Raw genomic sequence first — 22,286 nt, forward strand, 5'->3', positions numbered from 1 at the left:
TTTCTCTATGAAATCTATAGAAAACTCTTATGTGATGGTCATGTGATTGGTTTATGGATGAAATTCCATGGCAATGCTTTTATCTATAAGTTTTCTCTGTTCTGCTTGACCTATTTCTTGCACCTTATTTTTGGAGGTGCTATGGTTATTTTGTGTTGAATGTGTGTTGAGCGTTTAGTGGAAACGCTAACGAGGGTGAGAGTCTATCTCTAGCTAGAGTATTGTAAGACGGAGAGAGAGGGATTCGAACCCTCGTTAGCGTTTCCACTAAACGACATTTCCAGTGTCGCGCCTTCAACCACTCGGCCACCTCTCCAGGTGAAACTGATGGGCAGTAGGTTATTTACCTACCAGTCTACAACTATATCATCAGTTGCTTTAATCAGTCAAGCAGGAGTGAGGTTAAGTTCTGAGATCTTACTCCTGCCTGACTTATAGAGTGAAGCGCTAGGCAACAGGTAGTAGGGAATTTTTTACCCCTACTTGTGTACAAGGTTTTGAGTAGTCAACCCTGCATTCCATAACGCAAGCAAAGCGCTGTAAGCCTCAAGCCGGATAAATCCGCAGACGGCGATTGGGTTCTTCACCGAAACTATCGGATTTGAGCCGATAATGCTCCACCAGTTCATGTTGCATCTTGCGAACTTTTCCAGAGCGGGGCAGAAGTTCTACCGGTTGTCCTTTGGGAATCACAATCTGTTCTACAGCCAAGCGCGCTTCTTCGAGAGCTTCTAACTCATCTTCTGCACCACTGTGGGCAAAGAGATTTAAGTCGATCGCCTCATTGACATGGGAGGTATCGAGATCCAGCAGTCGTTGCAGGGTGCGAATCATCTGGGGGACTGTGTTCGACTTGAGCGTATGTACCGGTAGATGACGGGATCTGGCCATTTGTTTGAGTTTCCCTTGGTTTTTCAAATGCGATCGCAACGCTAACACCGCATCGGCACCATCAATATCCTTGGTCAGCAATACCGGTATATTCAACGTGCGAATCACCTGCTCCAATTGATGGCGACTAATCCCATAGGGATAGATATGCAACGGCCAATCCTCTCCATTGGGCCCGGTGGGTCGCTCTTGTTCTCCAGTGCGACTCAAGGAATCTTCCAACATCTGATGAAACGACTCTTGCTCTGGGGAAACTGCTTGCGGAAAAGAAGCATATTTAGAATCATTGGAGACCGGGAACATATGACCCTGACTGCGCCAACCCTTGACTCCCTGAGCTTTTGACCACCCTTGAGTCTCTCCTACCGCACTATTGGATAAAGGCACTGGAGTGAGATGATTAGATTGGCCATGATGACCAGAACGGCGACCCGTCGGCCGTTGAATGGCTAACCCATTTTCTGTGGTTTCATGGCTAATCACCACTTCCCCTTGCTCATTGACGGTACGCACCTGGGGAGTCGGTTGTCGGCCGCGCAATAAACCATCGATCATGTCATCAACTTGTTCGTGGACAATCCACCGTTGACGCTCCTGCATTTCAATGGCAATCTCGAACGTAGGGGGGGACTTGCGCTCTAAAACCGTTTTTTGTGACCCCCGTCGCCGAGCTTCATCATCGCCCAGGGTAACGGCTTGAATCCCGCCGACTAAATCGGAAAGAGTTGGGTTTTTAATCAGGTTTTCCAGTTGATTCCCGTGAGCGGTTCCCACTAACATGACTCCCCGTTCAGCGATCGTCCGAGCAGCTAAGGCCTCTAGTTCTGTGCCGATTTCATCAATCACAATCACTTCGGGCATGTGGTTTTCCACTGCTTCAATCATCACTTGATGCTGAAGTTCCGGACGAGCGACTTGCATCCGTCGAGCGCGACCGATCGCAGGATGGGGAATATCTCCATCACCCGCAATTTCATTAGAGGTGTCGATAATTACGACGCGCTTATCAAGTTCATCGGCCAATACCCTGGCAATTTCCCGCAGCGCCGTAGTTTTGCCCACACCGGGACGACCCAGCATTAGAATCGATTGTCCACGCTCGACTAAATCCCGAATCATGCCAATCGTGCCAAAGACGGCTCGACCCACCCGTAAGGTCAAGCCAATAATGTCTCCAGTACGGTTGCGAATGGCACTGATCCGATGCAGGGTTTGTTCGATACCTGCCCGGTTATCGCCACCAAAGTGACCGACTCGATCTAAACAGTATTGAATATCTTCTCGGCTTACGGGAGTGTCGGTAATATACTCAGCCGCTTGTTTGGGAAATCGAGCCTCTGGGAGACGACCTAAATCCAGGACAACTTCAATCAGTTGACCGCAGTTGGTATGGTTGTCTAAATTGTGGCGGATGGTCACCGGTAAAATGTCGAGCAATTGCTTTAAGTCGTCGGCCATATCCATCAAGGGTTGTTTGGGCATTTGAGCGTTGGAGGATTCAGGTATCCGAGGCAGTTCAAAAGCGTTCATAAAATTGATATTTAATAGGGGAATAGGATTGGCTTAGGGGGGCGGGGGTTTGAGTTGAGAGATTAGGGTATGGGCTAACTTGACCCCAGCCCAGAGAAGGTCAGGATGGTCTTCTATATGGGGATAGGCCAATCCCTGGAAAGATTGATCGGTTTGGGTTTCGGATGGCTCCAAGGGTTCCAAAATGGGAGAGAGTAAGACACGAGCATAACTACCATAGGCAACACCTATAATGGGGGATTTTGGATCGGTCAATGGGTATGAGGTCGATCCAAGCTTGTTTGTCTCTGGGGTTCCCAAGAGTCCTAGGCTTTTGAGCTTGGGAACGGTATAGTCGTTCGTTCCTCCTGCCAGTTGTAAGGCTCCTGGAAATCCGGATTCCATAACTTTTTGGGCGAGTTTGATGGTGCGGTGGGTGGTTCCGGAGCTGATATCCCCACTCATGGGACGACCATCCAGTTGCCAGATTACAGGACAGGGGAGGGGGTGAACGAGTTCATGGAGAGACCATAGATAGTCGATGAGACGATCGCCGTCTGGACAGCTAATGGCGATTAACCGCACAGATGCCGTGTGCGGTGCGATCGCTTGCCAAAGACGCTTGAAGTCTGTATAATGGGAGGTCTGGGTATGAATTTCTAAGGCATCAATCCCTGCCTCGATCAGTTGAGGAACAAGGGTTTGAGGCGTGGAAATGTAAGAGCGAGTCACAATTCGGTTGTGGGGGCAAGTGGGGATACACCGGCCACAACCATAGCAACGTTGGTCAATCACACCAATTTCTGGATGAATGGCCAGTTGAATTGCTTGTGCAGGACAGACGGCTTCGCAGGGCCGAGGACAGTCTGGAGGACATGACGATGGGTCAAATTCGGCTTTGCGGAAATGGGGATCTTCTCCGTCGTTCAGGCTAGCCATGATTAGGGGATCGTGGTTTTTGCCCGGCTGACCGAGTTGGCGTTGCCAAGTTTGGGTTTTGAGTGTACGGGCAGCAAAGATGGCCTCTTGAGCCACGGCGACAATAGCCGGATCGGCCGCCACATCAATACAGTCGGCTCCCGCGAGGGTGTAAGCCAACGTTAGGTTACGAATAGCAGGGATATGTTGGTAACTGGCCCCGCAGATAAGCTTGAACCAGCGGCGATCCCTGATCGAGTTTAGGGCAGGGTACAGTTGAGTCACCCTTTTAAGATAAGGCCTTGTGGCCAAAATGGGGAAGTGTACAATCACAATAGATAAAGTCTAGATCTCAATTGCTTGAAATTGGGGTCTAGAGTTAAGGTGAGATTATTTGTAGTATAACAGAAATATTGTGTAGTACAAATAATCTCTAATGAGATTTAATTTTAATCATCGGATTAAAACCCCCTATCTCCCTATCCCTATTCTTCCAGAGCTTGTAGATAGTCCAGAGCAGCTTCTAGGCGATCGCTATATCCTTGAGCAAAGCTATCAAACCAAAAGCCCTCATCAGAGTAGGTATCGAGCCGTGCCAACCATTCCCTGGCACGAGGTTTGAGAGCTTCCCGTTGTTGACGGCATTTTTTTTCTTCCTGTTGAGCCGCTTCTCGTTTTTGACGCTCAATGGCACGATTTTGGATATAGCGATCGCGCATATTATCGAGTACATCATCTGTCTGAGCCGCAGATGCTTTTAGCGCTTCCCGTTGCGATCGCATTTGCATCGCCCTTAAACGTACCTGCTCTAAATCTTGTTCTTTACCACTCGAGTGTTCAGAACCCTGTTGTTTTTGCACCGTGTAACGTTGTCGAATCTGTTCTAAATCTAATTCTGAAGCTTCAGAGTCCGCAGTAGGCGATTGTTTTTCGGGTTGATACCGTTGGCGAATCTCGTCTAAATCCGATTCTGAAGTTTGAGACTCCGCAGTAGCTGCTTTTTTTCCTTGCTGATACCGTTGGCGAAGCTCATCTAACCCAACTTCCTCTCCCTCTACATCATTCCCATGTACAAACCCAGACTTAATATCAGAGAGCAAATCATCCATTGGTTCATTCTCTTGGTTCTGCTGAGGAAAGCGATCGAGAGGGGGAGGCTGGCGATCTCCGGGCTGTTTCTGCTGATGTTGAACCTTCAACTCATTCAAGAAATCATCAATAGAACTCATTGTCTACCTAACCTCCCCAATACACTAGGAGATCCATCATCTCCTAATCTCTAACCCTAATCATAGATCGCATTCATCAATACATCCGTCAGGGTCATGGACTCCATTTCCTCCATGATAACAGTATCCACAATGTCGAATTTCGCACCGACTTCAACCATCCGGTCATCTAAAGCCTTAAGAAACTCGGTTACTTTGGGATCTTTGCCTACTTGGATAAAAGAAATAGCTAACTCTTCATCGCGGTCAATTTTGCTTGAGGCATCTCGAATTAAGGCAATGGCACCTTTCTTTTCTGCTTCTCCTTCAATACCATCGGTAATCACTAAAAACGTTTCTCCGTTTTCTTTCGCTTGACCAGCCGCTTTACGCTCAAAATAATTATTGAGGGCATGTTCAAGCACTTGATCGAACTTAGTGACCCCAGAGGGAGTATTTTCTTGGAAAACTTGTTCTACCTTACTAGCCGTGACATTATCATAGCGGCGGAAGTTGGCGGAAAACAAATAAACGGTAATCCCATCTGGATCGAGTTTTTCACAGAATTGGGCTACCTTAAATGTAGATTCTTGGGCCGCTTGCCACCGACTTTTACCTCCCGGTTGATCTTGCAGCGACATACTATTACTTTTATCGATAATCAGAGTATAGTCGCGGTTTTTTAGAATCTCTTCTGCCATAGATATGATCTCCTTGATAGATAGCGCTTGGCGCGGGTAGATAATGGGTAATGGGTCAACCGTTTTTTCTAGAGGGCTTGTTTTAGAGGGAGCCAGCGAACATCGCGATCGCCTCCTAATTCCACAATCAGTTTTACCTTTGGCTCTAAACTCGGTAAGGCCGCTAGATAACCCAGTTCTTCTGAGGATAGGATATGACCTTCGATAATCCACAACAGTAGCCCCTTTGACTTGGCGGGGAGTTGAGCGAGTTGGGTTTGAATAATGGGCGGGATAAAGTAGACATCACCAACAGCGGCTTTTTTACCACTGCTCTTTTTACCGAGGTGGGGAGGACGTACCCCATGCACTCCGGTTAAGTAAGCGGATAAATCTCCCAGACCTCTTGCATCTAGGGACAGTAGCGTATAACCGGCTGCGCGGACGCGGCGGATATAGCGTCCTTCTTCTCCCCCTTCTAGGGGGACATACATGCCTAGTGCGCCTGCGCTCTCTAAGTCGCGAATGAGCTTCTTACCTGTGATAATTAGTGCCATTCTCTCACCTGACCTGATGTAATTCAGGTTCATTTTAACGTGAGTGAGGCGTTTTTACTGTGGGGCGATGGACTCAACTCTGGGAGCGATCGCTGCTGGTCGAAGGAGATTGAATTACTATGGTTAATCAAGTGGGTTCAAATAGTTGACAAAAGTCATCGACAGGACAGAACAGTTCTTCTAAGCTGGTAGTTATAAGGAGGAATTGGACTGATAATTTCCCACAAGTGAGCGTACCCGATGCTCGTATTCATTATTTTCTAGCGATCGCTTATCCCGAACTCAGGTTAATTATTCATTGAATTGTGGAACTCAAACAGGTCATTATTTCCCATAAAGCTGGAGACGCAGATAGTCGTAAATGGGCACAGCGATGCGCGAAAGAGTTAGATGTCCTGGGTTGTCGAGTGCTGATGGGACCATCGGGGGCTAAAGATAATCCGTATCCTGTGTTTTTGGCTTCAGCGACTGAACCCATTGATTTAGCAGTGGTTTTGGGGGGAGATGGCACAGCATTGGCAGCCACTCGACAGTTGGCAGCCGAAGGTATCCCGATTTTGGCGGTGAATATTGGGGGAAATTTGGGTTTTTTAACGGAGTCGGCGAATAATTTTTATGATACGCAACGGGTTTGGGAACGGTTGCAAAGCGATCGCTATGCCATACAACGACGTATGATGCTCCAAGCAGCAGTTTATGAAGGCAATCAGCGGTTTCTCCCTCCCGTGAGCGATCGCTTTTTGGCGTTGAATGAAATCTGCATTAAACCCGCTTCCCATGACCGCATGATTACCTCGAAGCTAGAGATTGAGATCGATGGGGAAGTCGTCGATCAATATCAAGGGGATGGTTTATTGGTCTCCACTCCCACCGGTTCAACCTGTTACAATCTCTCTGCCAATGGGCCGATCATTCATGAAGGAATGGAGGCCATGACTGTAACTCCCATTTGTCCCTTAAGTTTATCGAGTCGTCCCATTGTTATTCCGTCTGGCTGCATCGTCAGCGTTTGGCCCCTGGCAGACTACGATTTAAGTACCAAACTCTGGACAGATGGAGTCATGGGTACAGCCATTTGGCCGGGTCATCGTGTTGATGTGCGAATGGCTGATTATCAAGCCAAATTTATCATCCTCGAAGAAAACCATTCCTACTATCGCACCCTCCGCAATAAGCTCCAATGGGCAGGGACAAGGATTGAGTTGGATAATAATCATCGAAAGAATTAAAATAAAATCATTTTTAAGTTCTAATTTTCAATTGATATACGGTAGAACCTGCCTATTCCCTATCCTCTAGCGCGAAGCGCTATCAATTCCCATGTTTGCACCTTGGGTGAGTGTACTGTTCGTCTTATCGATTCTCGCAGGCTTGATGCTCCTGTTGCGAGAGTATCAGCACCGGCACTCTCCGCATCCGGAATGGGTGCGCAAATTACTTCATGTGGGCATGGGGTTGGTGACATTGAGCTTTCCCTGGTTATTTGATTCTCCCCTGCCGGCGATCGGTTTGGCCATGGGCGCGATCGCCTTTCTATGCAGTATTAAGTTTATCCCCTACTTTCATCAACGGTTGGGCAGTGTGACGGATGGCGTAGCTCGTAGCTCCTGGGGAGAAGTGTATTTTCCCTTCTCGGTTGCCTTAGTTTTTACCTTGTCCCAAGGGAATTGGGTCTACTATCTGATTCCCATGCTCCTTCTGACACTTGGGGATGCAGTTGCCGCACTCATTGGAGTGAGCTATGGATTGCACACCTATAGTACCTCGGAAGGACACAAAAGTGCGGAAGGGTCGATCGCCTTTTTCACAGTAGCTTTTTTAAGTACCCATGTTCCTTTACTACTGCTCACGGAGACAGGACGAGCCGAAAGCCTATTAATTGCGGTGATTCTAGGCTTGCAAGTAATGGTTTTAGAGGCGATCTCCTGGCAAGGCTTGGATAATGTATTTATTCCCATTGGCGGATTGATCATGTTAAAGTTATTCCTGCCCATGGATATTCCCTCCCTCAGTTTTCGTCTCATTCTCACCCTCATTGTGGGCATATTAACCCTCAATTGGCGACACAGAACGACCCTCAATGATAGCGCTGTTTTAGGGAGTGCTTGGTTCGGCTATTTAACTTGGGTATTGGCAGATTGGCGCTGGTTTATTGCTCCAGTTATCCTATTTTTTGCCTATTCTTTACTCTGTCCTTGGACTCAACAATACCAGGAACGTCGCCATGATATGCGGGCAGTTTTGAGTATTGGCTCAACCGGGATTTTATGGTTATTACTGGGTAAAATCATGGGTGAAACTCTTTGTTTTTATCCCTATACCTTGGCATTTGCGGCTCATCTAGCCATCATTGATATTGCGGTACCTCGATTTCATCCTCAATTGCCGAATTGGCGCTTTATTGGGCGCTCTGTGGTGAAGGGATGGGTGTTAATTTTTGTCCCTTTTTTATGGATTCAAGGCTGGGACGGCCAGGCGATCGCCTATGCTGGAGAAGGATTCATTATCATGGGGCCGATCGCCATTGTCTTTGCCCTTCTACAAGGGAGTTGCCGGAATCTGGATGAGACGTGGATGTGGATTGGGCGATCGGCGATCGTTGCTTTGGGATCGGCAATTAGCTTAAACATTTGGGTAATGGGTCATGGGTAAGGGGGATTTTTCTATGTATGATTATCGTTTAATTGATCGAGAGTCTGAGCTAGAGATCTTAGCCAGTCTTGACGGAATTCCTGCTCTCAGTGGAACTGAATTGAAGCAACATCAACCGGATCTACATCTGGCAATTTTGCACAATCAAACCTTAGTCGCTCGCTGTTCCCTTTGGTGGAAAAATACGCCAAATTATGGTCAAGAAACGCTGGGATTCATTGGCCATTATGCTGTCCAAGATCGTCAAAGTGCTAAAGCTTTATTCAGTCGTAGTTTAGAGATTTTAGGGCAACACCATTGTACTTTAGCCGTTGCGCCTATTGATGGCAATACTTGGCGCAATTATCGCTGGATTACCGATCGAGGAGAGCATCCTGTTTTCTTTCTCGAACCTGACAATCCTCCAGACTATGTTGAAGAGATTCTAGGGGCTGGATTTAGTCCTTTAGCTGGGTATTATTCTGCCTTAGTCACCGATTTAAATCAAGGCGATCGCCGCTTAGAGCGAGTCGGCGATCGCCTGAAAAAACTCGACATTACCCTTCGCCCCCTGAATTTGGACAAGTGGGAAGAAGAACTCCGTCAAATTTATCATGTTTCTAGAATTGCATTTGCGCGAAATTTCTTATATACACCCCTCTCGGAGTCCGAATTTATCGAGCAGTACAACCCAGTCCGTAGCTACATTAACCCAGAATTAGTAGTATTAGCGCAGCAAGGAAACGCCATTGTTGGTTTTTTATTTGCTCTTCCGGATTTTTGCCTAAGACAACGGAACTTACGTGTTGAGACTGTGATTCTGAAGACCGTTGCTATCTTGCCCCGAAAAGATTACGCTGGACTAGGGAGTTTCTTGGTCTGGCAATGTCATCAAATTGCCCAAAAATTAGGCTATAAATCCGTAATTCATGCCCTTATGTATCAAGGTAATTCATCCCTAAACATCAGCCATCGATATGCCCAACCCATACGTCAGTATACCCTGTTTGCCAAAGCTATTTAAATCGCCTATACTTGAGTATAAAATTCACCTCAAACTTGATTAAAGTCTGTTCTGAGCTTTATTTTATCCCTTATCATCCCGCATGAAAACACTATGCCGTACTTAATCTACGCTCCCCATAGTCAGGATGAAAAATTATATGAACTGCGTTGGGGAATCAATAGCCTGGGGCGATCGCTTGATAACACGATCGTGATTAGTCACGCCAGTATTTCTCGCCATCATGCCGAAATTCACTGGACACCAAGTGGGGTGGAGATGTGCGATCTCAATAGCAGTAATCATACCTTTATTAATGAAAGTCAAATTGACAGTAAATTACTCAAAGATAAAGATATTATTCGCTGCGGTAAAATTAGCTTTCAATATCGAGAACAACTGGACGTTGTTGAAGAAGAAACGGGTTTAGATCCAGAGGAACAGCGCACTATTATTAAAGAGTTTTCCCTCGATCGAGGCAACGTGGGAATACCTGAGTTATTGTCCGATCAAGAACAATGCTTAACCGTACTCAAATTGCGAGAACAGGATGAGCAAAAACGGAAAGAAGATAAACTCAAACTTTTGTTAGAAGTGAGCAAACAGCTCTCTTATCCTAAAAGACTCGATAAGTTACTCAAAAAAATCTTAGAAATTCTGTTGGATTTAATGCAGATTGACCGCGCTGCTATTTTGTTGATCGATCCCCAAACCGAAAAACTGCAAGTTAAAGCGATACATTCTCAAGTCGGTATTCATGCAGACTATCAATTTTATAGTAAGAAAATCACGAATTATGTTTGTGAAAAACAACAAACTATTATGACGGCAGATGCCCAAATGGATCGTCGGTTTAGTGATTCTGATTCGGTCATTAGTCAATGCATTCATGCCTCAATTTGTGCTCCCCTCAAGCCTCGCGATACGGTCATTGGGGTTTTATATGTGGATAATTTATCCTTGGCTAATGTCTATTCCGATGAAGATGTAGAATTTTTAACTGCTTTAGCGAACCAGGCGGCGATCGCGATCGATCATAGTCAACTCTATCAGAAAATGGAATCCGAAGCCGTTCTCCGGGACAAGCTAGAACGGTTTTTTCCCAAAGCTGTCAGCCGTAAACTACGGGAAGAAGGCAACTTGAACAAAATTGTAGACACAGAAGTTACAGCTCTATTTTCCGATGTCAGTCAATTTACACAAATGTCTTCCCTCATGTCTCCCCGCGCAGTCATTGAGATGCTCAATGAATATTTCAGTATGATGGTCGAAGAAATTGTCTTCCCCTATAAAGGAACCCTAGAAAAATATATTGGCGATGCCTTAGTTGCCGTCTGGGGATCGCCTTATCAAAGAGAAGATGATGCAGAACGTGCAGTCAAAGCAGCCATTTCCATGCAATGGGCTGTTAGACGGCTGAATATCCAGCGCCAACGTCGCAACCATCATCCCATTCATATTCACATTGGTTTAAATACGGGACGAGTGGCTTCCGGAAACATTGGCACAGAACGCCTGATTCAATATGCCCATATTGGCGATACAATGAATGTAGCTAGTCGCATTTGTAGTGAAGCTAAAGCCAATGAAATCCTCATTTCTGCTAGCACTTTTGCCCAATTGAACCAGCATCAAATTCCTGTAGAATGTTTACCTCTTGTACAAGTTAAAGGCAAAAAAGATCCTCTACAAGTCTATCGTGTTCTCTGGGAAGAATTGCCGTATCAAGATACTCTCAATGTAGAGGAAGAGAGTGAGGAATAGGGAACACCGGGTTTTACCCTTTCATTTTGGATTTGACGATTTTAAGATTCAATTGATTTGACAGATTAAAGTCTCGCCATTACCCTGTACGAGTATGCATTTTTTGGTGAGTTTGACCTGTGCAAAAATTCTGGCTCTTCTGTCTGACTCTAGCCGTTTTGGGTTTATCGATCGTTCTTCCTCCATCCGCAGACGCTAGAATTTCCCCTTGTCCCTCTCGTCCTCCTCAACTGAGAACGACTCTGGAATGCCAGATCGCGATCGCCGATTTGCATCCCACACAACCCGTGGTGGGTAAATATCAAGTGCAATATCAAGTCGCGGTTTTAAACGTCATCGATCGCGGAGAATCTTCTGAATATGCAACCGTTGAAGACTATGTAAATCAGCGCAAAGTACCAGTTGTTTTAGGCCCGGGGAATCAATTTTATATGGTTGACTCTCACCACACCATGAGTTCAATTTGGGAATATTATCAGGGCAATCCCAATATTAGGGTAAACATCGAAATTATTCAAGATTGGCGAAATAAACCGGATTTTTGGTCAGCCATGAAAGCCAATAATTATACCTATCTAGGAACCCCCGGAAATACAATTAGTCCTGAAGATCTGCCCCGTAACCTCGGTGAATTGAAAAACGATCCCTATCGTGCCGCAGTTGGCATGGCACTTAATTGGGGATTTTTTGAGCGACCGAAGGGCGAAAAAATATTTTTCTACCAATTCAAATTAGCGGATTGTTTAAAAGAATTCGGTTTAACTTTACCGGAAGAAATTAACCGTTCTCATATCTATCAAACCCTCGCCATGATTCACGATCCTGAATATAGCTACGGCAACAGTTCCGTCTGTAATATTCCTCGACCTCAAGAGTTGTCTTTAGAAGGAATCGCGAAAAAACTGCAACGATAAGCGCTTTGCGCTAGGAAATAGTGAGTAGAGAGTAGACTAATACCACTAATGAGCGCTGATAATACGTTCTGTTTCATCCAAACGGAGATTAATGGGCACTGCTTTTGCGAACGCTGAGTTGAATGGCTAGAGCTAACAATCCGACTGTAGTCAGAGCAAATACGCCAGTCGCTAATAATCCCATGCCCATGACGAGGGTGCGGACGGCTGCACCAATATTTAAGGCGATCGCATTTTTTGTCGCGAGCGGCTTATTGGCAAATGTCTCGATAATGGACATGGAGAGGAAATAGAGAAATGAGGTAATCGCCCCACTCATCAGAGCGCCAGTTAAACAGCGCACTGGGGTAACATTGGCAGAAATAGCCGGTTTACTCGTCTGTTCAGACATTGATTCGTTATTATCGATCATGATTGCTAGAGTACCTATTCGTCACTCACTTTAATGCCTGTTGGTGAAAACTGAGCGACCCATAAGTTGAGATCGGGGTCATTTAATTGTTGTTCGATGTCGTTTTTAATGCGGTCGGCTTCCGCTTGAGACTCGGTAAGGGCAAATATAGTAGACCCTGAACCCGACATGAGTGTACCCAGTGCCCGAGCTTCTATAAACCGTTGTTTGAGCGCGACGAGTTGGGGATATTCAGGTAAAACAATTTTTTCAAAATCATTCCGCAATTCTTCGGTAATGATCGCATGATTCTTGCTGGCGATCGCCCTCACTATCGGCCCGGAGTGAACTTTTTGACCATAGGCTTCAATATGTTCTGGGTCGCGAATATAGGACTCTTCATAGATGTTGCGATAGGTTTTATACGCCCAAGCGGTGGAAATCTTCACGCTTTCATACTTGGCCAACACCACATACAATCGATCGAGATCCGGCAGAGGGGATAACTTTTCTCCCCGTCCCGTCGCTAAAGCTGTTCCCCCTCGAACGCAAAACGGCACATCTGACCCCAACTGCTCTCCTAACCGTTCGCATTCTCCCTGAGTTAAGCCCAAATTCCATAATAAATCCATTCCCACCAATACAGCCGCCGCATTACTCGATCCTCCAGCCAACCCAGCAGCGACGGGAATGTGTTTATCAATGCTAATATTGACACCCCCATATTGCGCGAAGGCTTCGGGAAACGCGGAACACATTAACTCCGCTGCACGATAGGCTAAGTTACTAGAGTCACTGGGAACATCGGGATGGTTACAGGTGATGCGGATGGTATCTGTACCAGAGGGTTCGATGTGCAGGCGATCGCACAAACCCACACTTTGCATAATCATCGCCAATTCATGATAACCATCGGCGCGATCGCCGACAATCTCCAGATATAAATTAATTTTCGCGCACGCTAATAAGGTATATGAACGCATAGTTTAGGAGTTAGGGGTGAAGGGTTCGATATAGCGGGCATCTTCCGGCAGCTCGGAAAACATTTGCCCTTGGGTTCTGGCTTGGAACATATACAACCCTAAAGGAGTATTCACTAAGTCTACAATATCGGCCTTCCCTAAGAGCATTTTGGCGCTGGTGAGGGGGACTTCTTTGAGCACCCAACGTGTCATCCGATAGAGAGTTTCTTTGAGCGTTAGGGAACGCATCAAGTCTACGCCATGGAGTTGATGCAAATAGCGGTTCGATTTTCCATAGCGATACCATTGTTTTTGTAGCTCTTGGAGGGTGCGACGATGGCGATGTTTGACGGTTGCATCGGGGACAAATTCGTATTTCCAATCAGTTTCGCGCAAAATACGCCAGCAGATATCTGCATCTCCTCCCGTGGTTAAATAGGGACGAAACAGTCCCACTCGATCGAAAATAGAGTGACGCACCGCTAAGTTGGCAGTTTGTCCATAGGGACAAAAGGGGTTCGCGAGGGTATGTTTTTGGGAGAGGGTTTCTTGGCGATCGGCGTGTTGTTCGAGTAGAGTGTTACCGGGAAGCGCGATAATTTCGCCAATCGATAACCCAATATCTGGCTTGGCAAAGGGTTGAACCAGGTTTTCTAGCCATTCCGGTTGGGGACGACAGTCGGCATCCGTAAAGGCAAGAATGTCATACTGAGCTGTTTTGATGCCTAAGTTTCGCGCTGCATAAGAACTTTGGATCTCGGTTTGACTGAGGGGTTTGAGGTTGGATAAGTCGGCACTTTGGAGAATTTCCGAGGTGCGATCGCTGCTACCATTATCGACAATCAGGTATTCTAGGCGATCGCTTGGATAAGTCTGGTTCCGAAACCCCGCTAACAACTCCGGTAAATCCTCCTCACCGTTATACACCGGCACAATAACCGAAACCTGGGGAAAGAAAGGTGCGTTCATAATGTCTGGGAAATGGATATAGGAATTTTTGCTGTTATAGCAAGGAATGAGTTGCTTATCTCGAAGTTTACTCGATTGACCAATCCTCAAAGGTTAAACCGGGCACGCACTCAAAATCTTTCCGATTCCGTGTGATTAGGGTTGCTCGTTGGCTTATACCATTTCTCTATGATGATGCGCTTTAAAAAGGGGCTGGGGTTCCTTGTCTCTCAGGGATAGATTAGTTGCAAGATTAAAGAGAAATGGTAATAGTATCCATCCTTTAATTAATGAAAAGATTCCAATTGACCCATCAATGCCGAATTTTAGATGGCAATAAAATCTCTGGGATCGAGTTGACTCGGCGCAATATTGGGGAGAATGGCTAAAACATTGGTCGTTCCGGCTTGATAAATTAATGTGGCGTTGGCTAATTCTCCACTGCCAGAATTGAAGGTTAAACTATTAAACGATAAGCCTCCAGTTAAACCCATACGATCTTCGGCATCGTTGTAAAAGATTAAATCTGGCACACCAGGACGGAGAACAAAGATATCGTTTCCTGTGCCACCAATAACAACATCCGATCCCAGGTCTCCATAGAGGATATCATTACCCGCTCCGCCATCGAGGTAGTCTTCATTTTGGCCGCCGTAGAGGATATCATCGCCATTATTACCAAAAACCCGATCGTTTTGGCGATCGCCAAAAACAAAATCATTTCCCTCTCCCCCACTCACAAAATCATTCCCTTGACCTCCGCGCACAGAATCATTACCCAAATCTCCGGCAACTTGGTCATTGCCTAAGTTTCCATTGACATAATCATTACCACTATTCCCTCGAGCAATATCATCTCCTCCTAGAGCAAAAATAGTATCATTACCAACCGTTCCTGTCATTTGGTCATTGAGATCGGAACCCAGGGTAAAGGGTGTAGTCGGATTGACCGGAGTCGGTGCAGGTGCGGGAGTTACGACACCATTACGAGGACTCCCAAACACTTGTGTCCAATAAGAATTGTAGTTAACATTACCCGTATCATTAGCCAGAAAAAAGTAACCAACTCCAATTTCCTGTAAATTGGCATTAAGGATATTGGCTCGATGTCCAGGACTATTCATCCATCCCTCAACCACTTGTTCTGGCGTTTGATATCCTGCAGCAATATTTTCAGCTCCTGTAGAAGCTTGATATCCGGTAGCGCTGATGCGATCGCCAATAGAGCTATTGTCTAAGCCCGTATGACTAAAAAAGTCCTGAAAGGCCATATTCTCAGTATGGCTTTGAGCCGCTTGCGTCAACTGTGCATTAACAACCAGAGGAGCTAAACCGAATTGACTACGCTGAAAGTTCGTCAATTCCACAACCCGGTTAATAAATTCTTGACTCATAACATTCACCTCATGAATGAGTGGCTCTATAGAGATCTCAGAAACATGACGGCTGTTTTATGCAAAATCGCAAAAAGTGTAATAAATCTTAGCACTAGTGCCTTGACCAGACTAGAATCGTGCATTGATCGATGCATGAGGGTATAGGGAATTTCTTCCCCATCTTTTTCTCAAGCACTACTTTAGAGTACAAAGCTCTTCCTCACTGCGCTAGGATAAGATAGCAGGAGTTCCGTATGGGGAGGAAGAATGGTCTCAAAAGATGAGACATTAGCTGAATTTCATCAGCGTTATACCATAGAACTGCGAACCTATCTTCAAGGAACAGTCAGTTGTCCCGAGGATACAGAGTCGGGAACTAGCTTGGCAACGGATGAGCAAGAAGGTTTGCTTGCACCTACCGTTCCCGTATCCGCCAATATTTTTTTAGGACAACTGGCATTTGCTTCGGATATCAGTGTCGTTGATGTTGTCCATATCCATCAGATCGCCTGTGGCAAGTTAGGCTCAGAGAATAGGGAGAAAGAAGAAGAGTTTTTACGACTGGTCTTATCGGCCTATGAGCGATCGCAACGTTTAAACGCTCGTCAAGGCCAATTTAACCGCTTACCTGATATTTTATATTCTATTAACACAGAATATTATCTACAACGCTGGAATCCGGGTCTCGAAAAAGTCACGGGTTTAAGTCAAACTCGATTAATGAATGAATCGGTTTTGATTCTCTTTCCTCCCGAAGAGCGAGCAGCGATTACCCAACATATTCAACAAGCCTTTCGGGACGGACAAAATGAAATTGATACCCTACTGCTGACTCGTGCAGGGCCGATTCCCTACCGCATCAGAGGGATGGTGATGAAAAATGAAGATGGGGTCGTAGTCGGTCAAGTCGTTCTGGGTAATAGTTTAATTGAAACAACCCTCAATATTGAAGCCTTGCGAGATTCAGAAGAACGATTTCGTCACCTGGTAGAAAACCTCAATGAAGTACTTTGGTTAACGGATATTGATAACCAAGCCGTCATTTATGTCAGTCCTTCCTACGAAAAGATTTGGGGTCAATCCTGCAAAAGTTTATACGAAAATCCCCAATCTTGGTTAAGTGCTATTCATCCTCAAGAGAGCGATCGCGTTCAAGCTACCTTACCCGCTCAACGTCATGGCCCTTGGGAACAAGAATACCGTATTCTGCTCCCGAGTGGTCTCACCCGCTGGATTCGCACCCGATGTTTCCCCGTGCATCATCCAGTTGGCGATCGAATCTATCGTTTAGCCTCCATTTCCGAAGACATTACCCAACGCAAACAAACCGAAGTCGCTCTAGAGCGATCGATCTCCCTTTTACAAGCCACATTAGACTCTACCGCTGACGGCATTTTAGTCTTAAATCGAGAAGGTGATATCCTCAATTATAATCAACAATATGTACAATTGTGGCGCATTCCCGATCACATCTTATCTTCTAGGGATTCCCAGTTAGTGAACGCCTTCTTACTCGATCAAATGCGCTATCCAGAAGACTTTATTAACTTCATCAATCAGAACTATCAAGACCCCACAGAAACTCATCAACATCTGATTGAACTCATTGACGATCGGATGATTGAACTGATCTCTAGACCCTATGAACTCAGTGGTTATATTCGGGGCAGAGTTCACTGTTTTACTGATGTCACCAGTCAGCGAAAAGCCGCTGAATCTCTAGAATCTCTCAATGAAGAATTGGAGGCTAGAGTTAAGAAAAGAACCGCACAGTTAAGACACCTTAATGAAAAACTCCAATTATCAGTACAAGAAAAAGGAATCTTACTCAAAGAACTACACCACCGCGTCAAAAACAACTTGCAAGTGATTGCTAGCTTATTAAGATTACAATCAAGCTATGTGCAAAATCCCCAAGATCGAGAACTCTTCAAAGATAGTGAAAATCGCGTCCGCTCCATGAGTTTGATTCATGAGAAACTCTACCATTCCCAAGAAATGGGAGAAATCAATGCCCAAGATTACTTTTATACAGTTGTCAGTAATTTAGTCAGTTCCTACAGCCGATCTTCTCAAAAGATCGAGATCGACTTAAATCTTGAATCCATTGCCTTAGATGTGGACACAGCAATTCCCTGTGGCTTAATTGTCAACGAATTAGTTTCTAATTGTTTTAAGTATGCCTTTGTAGAACAATCATCAGGAACAATTACAGTAGAATTTATCCGTCAGGATGATATAACTCTGAGTCTTTTAGTCCAAGATGATGGTTGGGGATTACCGGAAAACTTTGACATCGAAGAAATCGATTCTTTAGGCTTAAAACTCGTCCAGAATTTAGTCGAGCAACTTGAAGGAAATTTAAAGTTAATGGGTGAGCAAGGAACTTATGTCAAAATAACTTTTCCGTGGATTGATAAATAAAAGGCAGATCAAAATGATGAATTTGATAAAAATATTAGTCGTTGAAGATGAGCGGATTATTGCCATGGATATCTGCAATAGCTTGCAGCGGATGGGATATGTAGTCGTCGGAATAGTCAACTCGGGGGAAAAAGCCTTAGAAAAAATGCTAGAAGTTAAGCCAGATTTAGTATTAATGGATATTGTACTGAAAGAGGAAATGGATGGCATAGAAGCTGGAGAAAAAATCATCCATGAATTTAAAACACCTGTGGTTTACTTAACCTCTCATACCGATCCGAAAACCCTAGAGAGAGCGAAGAAAACCAACCCCTTTGGCTATATCGTCAAACCCTTTGAAGAGCGCGACTTAAATACCACTTTAGATATTGCCCTGGCTCGCGCTCAGGTAGAAATCAAAATGGAAAAAAATCTATCCAAAGAGCGAGAGTTAGTAGACTTAAAATCTCGGTTTATTACGATGGTTTCCCATGAGTTTCGTACTCCTTTAGCAACGATTTTATTTTCGGCAGGATTATTAGAAAAATATAGTCATAAATGGACAGAAGATAAAAAACAAATTCATTTCGATCGGATCAAGTCTGGTGTGCAGCGTATGACTCACATTCTCGAAGATATCTTAGTTATTGGGCAGGCAGATCCTGAACCATTAAATCCTAAACCCAAAGGGCTAGATATTCAAACTCTATGTACCCAAATGATTGAGGAAATTCAAACCGCCTCTAAAACCAACATAGAGATTGAATTCAAAACGGATGCTCTCCATACTCATAAAGTTTATTTAGATCCAGAATTAATGGGACATATTGTTTATAATTTACTCTCAAATGCGGTGAACTATTCACCAAAAGGTTCTCATGCAATCATCGAGTTGGCAAATGAGGATAAAAACTTGATCTTAAAAGTAGAAGATCGGGGGATGGGGATTAGTCTGTCCGAGCAAGAACACTTATTCAAATCTTTCTATCGCGGTAGTGAGGTGGAAAATATCCCCGGAACGGGGTTAGGATTAGCAATTGTTAAGCGGGCTGTTGATTTACAGCAGGGAGAGATTACAGTAGAAAGTGAGGTGGGAGTCGGTAGCACGTTCACCGTGGTTTTACCTTTAAACTTATCAGAGACTGACTATGGCAAAAATTCTGGTCATTGAAGATGATGAAGCAATTCGGGAAAATGTTCTTGAATTGTTGGAATCAGAAGGATATGAAGTCCTGGGTGCAGAAAATGGTCGCGAAGGGTTGAAGATCGCCCAAAACGCGATACCTGATTTGATTTTATGCGATGTGATGATGCCGGAGTTAACAGGTTATGCGGTATTAACGACACTACAAGAAAATCCAGCTCTTTCCCATATTCCATTTATTTTCTTAACGGCAAAAGGAGATCGCCTAGATTTTCGTTATGGAATGGAGCTAGGGGCGGATGATTATTTAATGAAACCGTGTCTGCCCAATGAAATTCTCAGGGCTGTTGCTGCCCGGTTGGATAAAAAGGCGAGTCTGAATGCCCACTATTTACAAGAACTTCAGCGTCAAGCCTCGGAAGACTTGTTAACCCATCTTCCCAACCGTACCCGTTTACGGGATCTCTTCCAAACCTTGGTGCAAAATAGCTCCACCCTTGTTGCTGGGCAAGAGCAACTGATCCCAGTGTTATGTATCGGTTTAGATCGGTTTGAGCGGATTAATCATACCCTCGGTTATGATGTGGGAGATCGCCTCCTGCAAGTTGCGGCTCAACGCATCTGGGAGAGTTTCGATCCCTCAACTTCAACGATTCTCGCTCGCCTGAGTGATGATGTATTTGTAGCCATTTTAGGGGAACACCTCTCCCGGCATCAAGTGATGGCACAGATGCAAACTCTGCTCGAACAGCTCTCTCAACCCTTTGCGATCGAGGAGGAAAATCTGGTTATGACCGCCAGTATTGGTATCACTTATTATCCCAGGGATGGGCAAGATATCAATCCTCTCATCCAAAATGCCAGTCGTGCCCTTAATCAAGCCAGGGAACAGGGAGGTAATAAATATCAATTCTATATTCCCACCTTTTACGTCGGTTCGAGCGATCGCCTAAACCTAGAAGCCGATCTACGATACGCCCTAGAGCGCCAAGAACTTGATGTCCATTATCAACCCCAAGTCAGCTTGCACACCGGTAATGTGATTGGTGCAGAAGCCCTCATTCGCTGGCAACACCCAGAGCGGGGATGGATTTCTCCGGCTAAATTTATTCCCATCGCTGAAGAAACAGGATTGATTGATGCGATCGGTAAATGGGTACTGGTGCAAGCCTGTAAACAAGGGAAAAACTGGCAGCAATTCAACCCCAACTTTCAAGTGAGCGTTAATTTATCTCCCCGCCAACTTACCCACATTCCCTTGCGCCAATGGCTTTTAGATACTTTGATCTCAATGGGCTATATCCCAGGCACTCTAGAATTAGAATTAACAGAAAATGCCTTAGTTGAACAGAAACTAGAAGCATTGAAAATCTTAAATTCCCTCAAGTCTATTGGGGTTAAACTCGCCTTAGATGATTTTGGCACCGGATACTCGTCTCTAGAATATCTGAAGGATTTTCCTTTTGATACCTTAAAAATAGACCGTTGTTTTATTAAAAGAATTGAAATGAATATGAAACAACAATCCCTGGTAGCAGCGATTATCAAAATGTCACATTCCCTGGATTTGCAAGTCGTAGCTGAAGGAGTGGAAACAGAACCGGAAGTGAGATTTTTACAGGCTCAAAACTGCGAAATCATTCAAGGCTATTATTTCAGTCAGCCCCTAGGGAAGGAGGAATTTGAAGCACAAATCTTGAACCCAGAAAAAAGACTCCCCAAGTTACTGCTGGAAAAGCGAGGTAAAGATTGGGATAAATATATCAAAGATTGAGAGTAAACTAGAAAAAAACTGGAGTGTGAAAGGAGATAATCCGGATGGTTAAAGTATTAGTGATTGAAGATGAGGAAATGATTCGCGAAAATATTCTCGATCTCTTGGATGCGGAGGATTTTGAAGGGCTAGGAGCAGAAAATGGCTGTATTGGAGTAGAGATCGCTAAAGCCGAAATCCCCGATCTGATTCTCTGTGATGTGATGATGCCCCAATTGGATGGTTATGGAGTATTAGAGCAATTACGCGCCGATCCGAAAACGGCGATGATTCCCTTTATTTTTTTAACAGCAAAAGCAGAAAAAAATGATGTCCGCTCAGGGATGGAGTTAGGGGCGGATGATTATTTAACCAAACCCTGTTTACCCGATCAATTACTCAAAGCGATTAACAGTCGTTTAGATAAACAAGCCCTGATTAAACAAGCGTCTGAAGGAAGATTGGATGAGTTGCGCGAGAGTATTACCCGATCGCTTCCCCATGAATTACGCACTCCTCTGAATGGAATTATGGGGTTTGCGGAACTGATGAGTTATGAAGCAGAAGACTTAAAACCCGAAGAGATCCGCGAGATGGCCGAGCAGATTCTAGTATCGGGAAAAAGATTACACGGCTTGATTCAGAATTTTCTTTTGTACGCTGAGTTGGAATTGACTAGCAAAAATAGCGATCGCCTCAACCAATGGCGATCCCAATCTACTGCCTCAATTCGAGATACAGTTGAAGAAGTGATTATCTTAAAAGCAGACCAATTTGAGCGCACGACCGATCTTAAATATGAGTTAGAAGATAGTTCCGTCCAGATAGAAGCGTCTCGATTACAGAAACTGGTACAAGAAGTCATTGATAACGCCTTTAAATTTTCTCCATCTGGAACCCCAGTTCAGGTAATGACAAAGGTAAAAGATAACCAGCTCATCTTAAGCGTAATTAACTCAGGACGGGGAATGATTCCAGAGCAAATCGAGCAAATTGGAGCCTATATGCAATTTAATCGTAAACTCTATGAGCAACAAGGCTCAGGCTTAGGACTGGAGATCGCCAAACAGATCGCCCAAATTCATCAAGGTGATTTAAGTATTACCAGTATCCCCGACGAGGAAACCCGAATTACTATTACCTTACCCACCGGTTCATAGAGGGATGGAGAGGGTGCGGAGGATGGGGAGACGCGGAGATTCCCTATGCCCCATTCCCTATGCCCCATTCCCTA

Annotated in this window: 18 protein-coding genes and 1 tRNA gene; 9 read left to right on the forward strand and 10 right to left on the reverse strand. The window is 44.9% G+C overall.

The annotated features are described in order from the left end of the window. Window positions 1-229 precede the first annotated feature (229 nt). The 6 genes from AC3A14_RS08405 to ndhN all read right to left on the reverse strand — a co-directional run bounded on the left by AC3A14_RS08405 (window position 230) and on the right by ndhN (window position 5,763). Window positions 230-316 (reverse strand) — tRNA-Ser (locus AC3A14_RS08405). A gap of 230 nt (window positions 317-546) precedes the next feature. Beyond that, a complete protein-coding gene (locus tag AC3A14_RS08410) occupies window positions 547-2,355 on the reverse strand; it encodes a R3H domain-containing nucleic acid-binding protein (protein ID WP_413039091.1) in 1,809 nt (602 codons plus the stop codon). Window positions 2,356-2,454: 99 nt separating this feature from the next. Next, window positions 2,455-3,651: a circadian clock protein LdpA gene (gene ldpA, locus AC3A14_RS08415; protein WP_413039090.1), complete on the reverse strand. Its 1,197-nt coding sequence runs from the start codon at window positions 3,649-3,651 to the stop codon at window positions 2,455-2,457. Between the two features lie 152 nt (window positions 3,652-3,803). Beyond that, window positions 3,804-4,547 carry a salt stress protein, Slr1339 family gene (locus AC3A14_RS08420; RefSeq protein ID WP_318732040.1) on the reverse strand — a complete coding sequence of 248 codons (744 nt, stop codon included), beginning with the start codon at window positions 4,545-4,547 and terminating at the stop codon, window positions 3,804-3,806. Window positions 4,548-4,603: 56 nt separating this feature from the next. Beyond that, window positions 4,604-5,227, reverse strand: a complete 624-nt coding sequence (locus AC3A14_RS08425; RefSeq protein ID WP_318732041.1) for a VWA domain-containing protein — start codon at window positions 5,225-5,227, stop codon at window positions 4,604-4,606. A gap of 68 nt (window positions 5,228-5,295) precedes the next feature. After that, window positions 5,296-5,763, reverse strand: a complete 468-nt coding sequence (gene ndhN / locus AC3A14_RS08430; protein WP_318699883.1) for an NAD(P)H-quinone oxidoreductase subunit N — start codon at window positions 5,761-5,763, stop codon at window positions 5,296-5,298. Between the two features lie 305 nt (window positions 5,764-6,068). Between ndhN and AC3A14_RS08435 the strand changes: the two genes are divergently transcribed. The 5 genes from AC3A14_RS08435 to AC3A14_RS08455 all read left to right on the forward strand — a co-directional run bounded on the left by AC3A14_RS08435 (window position 6,069) and on the right by AC3A14_RS08455 (window position 12,075). Beyond that, window positions 6,069-6,992 carry an NAD(+) kinase gene (locus AC3A14_RS08435; protein ID WP_318732042.1) on the forward strand — a complete coding sequence of 308 codons (924 nt, stop codon included), beginning with the start codon at window positions 6,069-6,071 and terminating at the stop codon, window positions 6,990-6,992. A gap of 91 nt (window positions 6,993-7,083) precedes the next feature. Continuing rightward, complete coding sequence (locus AC3A14_RS08440) at window positions 7,084-8,415, forward strand: diacylglycerol/polyprenol kinase family protein (RefSeq protein WP_318732043.1); 1,332 nt, start codon at window positions 7,084-7,086, stop codon at window positions 8,413-8,415. A gap of 13 nt (window positions 8,416-8,428) precedes the next feature. Continuing rightward, window positions 8,429-9,418, forward strand: a complete 990-nt coding sequence (locus AC3A14_RS08445; protein ID WP_318732044.1) for a hypothetical protein — start codon at window positions 8,429-8,431, stop codon at window positions 9,416-9,418. Window positions 9,419-9,511: 93 nt separating this feature from the next. Next, window positions 9,512-11,161 carry an adenylate/guanylate cyclase domain-containing protein gene (locus tag AC3A14_RS08450; RefSeq protein ID WP_318732045.1) on the forward strand — a complete coding sequence of 550 codons (1,650 nt, stop codon included), beginning with the start codon at window positions 9,512-9,514 and terminating at the stop codon, window positions 11,159-11,161. A 119-nt stretch (window positions 11,162-11,280) separates the two neighbouring features. Then, on the forward strand, window positions 11,281-12,075 hold the full coding sequence (locus AC3A14_RS08455; RefSeq protein WP_318732046.1) for a ParB/Srx family N-terminal domain-containing protein: 795 nt from the start codon (window positions 11,281-11,283) through the stop codon (window positions 12,073-12,075). Window positions 12,076-12,163: 88 nt separating this feature from the next. Here AC3A14_RS08455 and AC3A14_RS08460 read toward each other — a convergent pair whose 3' ends face one another. The 4 genes from AC3A14_RS08460 to AC3A14_RS08475 all read right to left on the reverse strand — a co-directional run bounded on the left by AC3A14_RS08460 (window position 12,164) and on the right by AC3A14_RS08475 (window position 15,770). Continuing rightward, complete coding sequence (locus AC3A14_RS08460; protein ID WP_318732047.1) at window positions 12,164-12,466, reverse strand: DUF3082 domain-containing protein; 303 nt, start codon at window positions 12,464-12,466, stop codon at window positions 12,164-12,166. Window positions 12,467-12,501: 35 nt separating this feature from the next. Continuing rightward, on the reverse strand, window positions 12,502-13,449 hold the full coding sequence (gene ispE, locus AC3A14_RS08465; RefSeq protein WP_318732048.1) for a 4-(cytidine 5'-diphospho)-2-C-methyl-D-erythritol kinase: 948 nt from the start codon (window positions 13,447-13,449) through the stop codon (window positions 12,502-12,504). A gap of 3 nt (window positions 13,450-13,452) precedes the next feature. Beyond that, on the reverse strand, window positions 13,453-14,397 hold the full coding sequence (locus AC3A14_RS08470; protein WP_318732049.1) for a glycosyltransferase family 2 protein: 945 nt from the start codon (window positions 14,395-14,397) through the stop codon (window positions 13,453-13,455). Window positions 14,398-14,702: 305 nt separating this feature from the next. Next, window positions 14,703-15,770, reverse strand: a complete 1,068-nt coding sequence (locus AC3A14_RS08475) for a CAP domain-containing protein (RefSeq protein ID WP_318699892.1) — start codon at window positions 15,768-15,770, stop codon at window positions 14,703-14,705. Between the two features lie 249 nt (window positions 15,771-16,019). Here AC3A14_RS08475 and AC3A14_RS08480 point away from each other — a divergent pair, with 249 nt between their 5' ends. Genes AC3A14_RS08480 through AC3A14_RS08495 form a run of 4 tightly spaced genes read left to right on the forward strand, consistent with a single transcriptional unit; the run spans window position 16,020 to window position 22,212 of the window. Continuing rightward, on the forward strand, window positions 16,020-18,176 hold the full coding sequence (locus AC3A14_RS08480) for a PAS domain-containing sensor histidine kinase (RefSeq protein ID WP_318732050.1): 2,157 nt from the start codon (window positions 16,020-16,022) through the stop codon (window positions 18,174-18,176). Between the two features lie 13 nt (window positions 18,177-18,189). After that, entirely contained in the window at window positions 18,190-19,326 is a 1,137-nt protein-coding gene (locus tag AC3A14_RS08485) for a hybrid sensor histidine kinase/response regulator (protein ID WP_318732051.1), read from the forward strand. Continuing rightward, on the forward strand, window positions 19,304-21,073 hold the full coding sequence (locus AC3A14_RS08490) for an EAL domain-containing response regulator (protein ID WP_318732052.1): 1,770 nt from the start codon (window positions 19,304-19,306) through the stop codon (window positions 21,071-21,073). Before AC3A14_RS08485 ends, AC3A14_RS08490 begins: the two co-directional genes overlap by 23 nt. Before the next feature lie 44 nt (window positions 21,074-21,117). After that, the gene (locus AC3A14_RS08495) at window positions 21,118-22,212 is read left to right on the forward strand and encodes a hybrid sensor histidine kinase/response regulator (protein WP_318732053.1); all 1,095 of its coding nucleotides are present in this window, start codon (window positions 21,118-21,120) and stop codon (window positions 22,210-22,212) included. The last annotated feature ends 74 nt before the right edge of the window (window positions 22,213-22,286 follow it).

Source organism: Roseofilum sp. (assembly GCF_982964205.1).

What these genes read in the sequence shown, in the direction of transcription:
- AC3A14_RS08490 (WP_318732052.1), top strand. Translation starts at nt 19,304, where the DNA reads ATGGCAAAAATTCTGGTCATTGAAGATGATGAAGCAATTCGGGAAAAT.
- AC3A14_RS08420 (WP_318732040.1), bottom strand. Translation starts at nt 4,547, where the DNA reads ATGAGTTCTATTGATGATTTCTTGAATGAGTTGAAGGTTCAACATCAG.
- AC3A14_RS08445 (WP_318732044.1), top strand. Translation starts at nt 8,429, where the DNA reads ATGTATGATTATCGTTTAATTGATCGAGAGTCTGAGCTAGAGATCTTA.
- AC3A14_RS08425 (WP_318732041.1), bottom strand. Translation starts at nt 5,227, where the DNA reads ATGGCAGAAGAGATTCTAAAAAACCGCGACTATACTCTGATTATCGAT.
- AC3A14_RS08450 (WP_318732045.1), top strand. Translation starts at nt 9,512, where the DNA reads ATGCCGTACTTAATCTACGCTCCCCATAGTCAGGATGAAAAATTATAT.
- AC3A14_RS08485 (WP_318732051.1), top strand. Translation starts at nt 18,190, where the DNA reads ATGATGAATTTGATAAAAATATTAGTCGTTGAAGATGAGCGGATTATT.
- AC3A14_RS08470 (WP_318732049.1), bottom strand. Translation starts at nt 14,397, where the DNA reads ATGAACGCACCTTTCTTTCCCCAGGTTTCGGTTATTGTGCCGGTGTAT.
- AC3A14_RS08460 (WP_318732047.1), bottom strand. Translation starts at nt 12,466, where the DNA reads ATGTCTGAACAGACGAGTAAACCGGCTATTTCTGCCAATGTTACCCCA.
- ispE (WP_318732048.1), bottom strand. Translation starts at nt 13,449, where the DNA reads ATGCGTTCATATACCTTATTAGCGTGCGCGAAAATTAATTTATATCTG.
- AC3A14_RS08410 (WP_413039091.1), bottom strand. Translation starts at nt 2,355, where the DNA reads ATGGATATGGCCGACGACTTAAAGCAATTGCTCGACATTTTACCGGTG.
- ndhN (WP_318699883.1), bottom strand. Translation starts at nt 5,763, where the DNA reads ATGGCACTAATTATCACAGGTAAGAAGCTCATTCGCGACTTAGAGAGC.
- AC3A14_RS08495 (WP_318732053.1), top strand. Translation starts at nt 21,118, where the DNA reads ATGGTTAAAGTATTAGTGATTGAAGATGAGGAAATGATTCGCGAAAAT.
- AC3A14_RS08475 (WP_318699892.1), bottom strand. Translation starts at nt 15,770, where the DNA reads ATGAGTCAAGAATTTATTAACCGGGTTGTGGAATTGACGAACTTTCAG.
- AC3A14_RS08480 (WP_318732050.1), top strand. Translation starts at nt 16,020, where the DNA reads ATGGTCTCAAAAGATGAGACATTAGCTGAATTTCATCAGCGTTATACC.
- AC3A14_RS08440 (WP_318732043.1), top strand. Translation starts at nt 7,084, where the DNA reads ATGTTTGCACCTTGGGTGAGTGTACTGTTCGTCTTATCGATTCTCGCA.